The following is a 4,259-nucleotide window of genomic DNA, read 5'->3' as shown; positions in this document are numbered from 1 at the left end:
GTTAATTAAAAATTTGATTAAATTTATTTGCCCCTATATTTTTTACTCTGTCAAAATAAAAGAATAAATTGACAAATATAACAAAAAAATGGTAATATAAGTTCAGGTTTTGGAGTTAATCGCTTGAGAATTTTTAGAACAAAAATTTTTAAGAGGAAAGTCTGGACTTTGCAGGGCAAGAGAGGCAGCTAACGGCTGCTGGGAGAAATCCTAAGGAAAGTGCCACAGAAAAGAAACCGCCTGATTTTTTTTAGGTAAGGGTGAAAAGGCAGTGCAAGAGACTACCAGTAATTTAAGAGATTAAATTAGCTAGGTAAACCCCTCTCAAAGCAAGGGCAAGCAGAAAGCTGTTAAGAGACGGCCCGTCTTGGCTTGATTGGTAGCTCGCTAAAATCCATAAGCAATTATTGATTTAGATAAATGATTAACTAATACAGAATCCGGCTTATACCAAAGCCTATAAGACTCAGAAATTTTTCTGGGTTTTTTTATTTTTTTTGATATTTTAAAAAAAATTTTTTGCAAAGATACCTATTAAGCTATATTTTAAGCCTTTTGTTTACATTTACGTAAATGTATTGACAAATTAAAAAAATAGTTATATAATACGTTTAACATAATAAGACAACTTTAAAATTGGACATAAAAATTAAGACTGTATACTCAAGCTGCAGGTTTATCTATTTTAGTTTTTCAGTTTTGAAGCGGTTAAAACTATATAAAAAAATATTATAAAATAAAAATAAAATTTAAAAGGAGATAATTAAGACAGTGAATTATAAATTTACAGATTTTTTAAATAAAAAAAATGAAAAACAATTAAGTGAAATGACAAATCAAGAAATTTACTATAAGTTACTTGAATATATTAAGGAAAGAGCAGATGAAAAAACTAAAAATGAATCTAAAAAGAAAATATATTATATTTCTGCAGAATTTCTAATTGGAAAATTATTATCAAACAACTTGATCAATTTGGGGATTTATAAAGAAGTTAGAGATGAATTGAAGGCTGCAGGGAAAAATTTAAGCCATGTTGAAGAAGTTGAAACAGAACCTTCATTGGGAAATGGTGGACTTGGAAGACTTGCTTCTTGTTTCGTTGATTCAATGTCAACTCTAGGAATTAATGGAGAAGGAGTTGGACTTAACTATCATTGCGGATTATTCAAGCAAGTTTTTAGAAATAATGAGCAAAAGGCTGAAGCAAACTACTGGATTGAAGATGAAAGCTGGTTAAGAGATACAAATATCGGATATGATGTTAAATTCAAAAACTTCACTTTACGTTCAAAATTAAAAAGAATTGACATTTTAGGATATGAAAGAGATACAAAAAATTACTTAAATTTATTTGACATTGAAAGTATTGACTATAATTTAATAAAAGACGGTATTTCATTCGATGAAGAAAATATTGAAAAAAATCTAACATTATTCCTATACCCTGATGACAGTACAAAAAAAGGGGAATTGCTACGTATTTATCAACAATATTTTATGGTATCAAATGCAGCTAGATTGATTATTGCTGAAGCAACTGAAAAAGGAAGCAACATTCATGATTTAGCAGATTATGCTTTTGTTCAAATTAATGATACACATCCAAGTATGATAATTCCTGAATTAATTCGTATCATGACTGAAGAACATAATATTTCTTTTGATGAAGCAATGGAAATTGTAACAAAAATGACAGGATATACAAATCATACAATTTTAGCAGAAGCATTGGAAAAATGGCCTTTAGATTATCTAGAAGAAGTTGTGCCGAATATTGTTGAAATTATAAAAAAACTTGATAAAATTATAAAAGCTAAATATTCAAATAAAAAGGTACAAATTATAGATGACCAAAATAGAGTCCACATGGCAAATATGGATATTCACTTTTCTTCAAGTGTAAACGGAGTTGCTTATTTGCATACTGAAATATTGAAAAATAGTGAACTTAAGGATTTCTATGAAATTTATCCTGAAAAATTTAATAACAAGACAAATGGAATTACATTTAGAAGATGGCTTGAAAGCTGTAATGAAGACTTGGCTGATTACTTCAAAGAATTAATTGGTACAGGTTATTTAAAAGATGCTGAACAATTAAAGGAACTTTTGAAATTTGTAGACGATAAAAATGTGTATGAAAAATTATCACAAATTAAACACGAAAATAAGATTAAATTGAAAAAATACTTAAAACATACACAAGGAATTATTATAGATGAAAATAGTATCATTGATACTCAAATTAAAAGATTCCACGAATATAAACGTCAACAAATGAATGCTTTATATGTAATCAAAAAATATTTAGATATTAAAAATGGAAAATTACCTGAAACAAAAATAACAGTATTATTTGGTGGAAAAGCTGCACCAGCCTATATCATTGCCCAAGACATAATCCACTTGATACTTTGTCTATCAGAAATTATAAATAACGATCCAGAAGTAAACAAATACTTAAATGTTTATTTAGTTGAAAATTATAATGTAGGATTAGCTGAAAAAATTATTCCAGCAACAGATATTTCTGAGCAAATCTCACTTGCTTCAAAAGAAGCCAGCGGAACTGGAAATATGAAATTTATGCTAAATGGAGCATTGACACTTGGAACAATGGACGGAGCAAATGTGGAAATTTACGATCTTGTAGGCGAGGACAATATCTATATTTTTGGAAAACAAAGTGATGAAATAATAAAATTATATGAAACTTCAGGTTATGTTTCAAAAGATTATTATAAACAAGATGGAATAAAAGAAGCAGTTGATTTTATAACTTCAGATGAGTTAATAAAAGCAGGAAACAAAGAAAGACTGGAAAGACTTCAAAATGAGCTTATAAATAAAGACTGGTTTATGACATTAATTGACTTTGAAGATTATTATAATACAAAAGAAAAAATGTTTAAAGACTATGAAAACAAAGACTTATGGTATAAAAAAGTAATAAATAACATGGCAAAATCAGGATTCTTTTCATCAGATAGAACAATTGCACAATATGAAGACGAAATTTGGAAAACTAAATAATTAATTTAAATTAAATAAGAGACTATCTTTAAATGATTACTTTTTAAAAGTTAGTCTTTTATTTTTTTGATTTTTTAATAATAATTAATTAAATTTAAACTTTTTGAAATATTTGACAAAAGTAAAATTATATTTTATAATAACTTATATTAAAAATATAAAAAGGGAGAAATTTTATGAAAAAAATTTTATTTATGCTAGTTGTATTAATTTTTGGTTCTGGAATTATTGTTGCTGGCGAAGTTCCAGAAAATATTGTATTTGTAGGAGATTCAATAATGGATAGTAGTAAGCAGTATATTGCTCCTAATTTTAAAAATCCTTATTTTGACACAAAAATTTCGCGTCAATTTTCAACACTTCCAGGGATTGTTACAAAATTAGTTGAAAATGGGAAATTAAAAACTACATTGGTTGTTCACCTTGGAACAAATGGAAAATTTACAGATAAAGATTTTGACTATGTTATGGAAATGGCAAATGGTAAAGATGTATTCTTTATGAACACTGCTCATAAAGATCCATGGGAACAAGAAGTAAACAAAAAACTTAAAGAAAAAGTTTCTCAATATCCAAATGCCTATCTTATAGATTGGTATTCTTATGCAAAAGGTAAAAATCAATATTTTTACAAAGATAGAACTCATCCAAATGACAAAGGTCAAAAATATTATGCAGATTTTTTAACTAACGAAATTAAAAAACATTATCTTGAAGAAAACAAAGACATTAATAAAAATGATTCTTTGCAAAATAATTCTTCAACTTTAAAAAATAATGATGGAAAAACTGAAAAAATAATAGACTTAAGAAATATAATAAAAAATACAAAATAAAATTATTATTTCACTAAATTAAAAGTATTCACAATTTTAACAAAAAGATAGCAAGAAGTCGCAGGCTTTCTATAAGTGAGAGATGAATTGCTTTTTTTTTAAAAAGTTGAAAAAAAGAAATTACAAAAAGCATTATTAAGGAAAGTAAAATTTTCTAAAAATTGGTATAGACAAAAATTGAAAATATCAAAATTACATGAGTATATTAAAAATTGCCGAAGAGATTTTTTACATAAATTATCGAAAAAATTGTCCAAAGAACATAATGCTGTGATTGTCGAGGATTTGAATATAAAAAAAGACAGGGTAGGAACTACCCGAAGAGCTTGGTAAATATATTTGGCTAACAAAAGAAGATACTTCCCAAGAAGCTCCCGCTTCTAAAAG

General features: G+C 26.7%; 2 protein-coding genes, 1 other RNA gene and 1 pseudogene. All 4 read left to right on the top strand.

Annotation, left to right across the window (positions count from 1 at the left end):
* Nucleotides 1-103 precede the first annotated feature (103 nt).
* An RNA gene (gene rnpB, locus ACO409_RS10380) (RNase P RNA component class A) lies at nucleotides 104-464 on the top strand.
* A gap of 307 nt (nucleotides 465-771) precedes the next feature.
* The gene (gene glgP / locus ACO409_RS10375; RefSeq protein WP_485557006.1) at nucleotides 772-3,036 is read left to right on the top strand and encodes a glycogen/starch/alpha-glucan family phosphorylase; all 2,265 of its coding nucleotides are present in this window, start codon (nucleotides 772-774) and stop codon (nucleotides 3,034-3,036) included.
* A gap of 176 nt (nucleotides 3,037-3,212) precedes the next feature.
* The gene (locus ACO409_RS10370) at nucleotides 3,213-3,872 is read left to right on the top strand and encodes an SGNH/GDSL hydrolase family protein (protein WP_485557004.1); all 660 of its coding nucleotides are present in this window, start codon (nucleotides 3,213-3,215) and stop codon (nucleotides 3,870-3,872) included.
* Nucleotides 3,873-3,998: 126 nt separating this feature from the next.
* Nucleotides 3,999-4,205, top strand: a pseudogene (locus ACO409_RS10365) (transposase); the annotation flags it as partial.
* Between the last annotated feature and the right edge of the window lie 54 nt (nucleotides 4,206-4,259).

It is taken from the genome of Leptotrichia sp. (assembly GCF_057270615.1).
This window is presented reverse-complemented; position numbering and strand designations above follow the sequence as displayed.

Bases quoted from the DNA above. Each gene is read 5' to 3' on its own strand.
- ACO409_RS10370 (WP_485557004.1), top strand. From the start codon at position 3,213: ATGAAAAAAATTTTATTTATGCTAGTTGTATTAATTTTTGGTTCTGGA.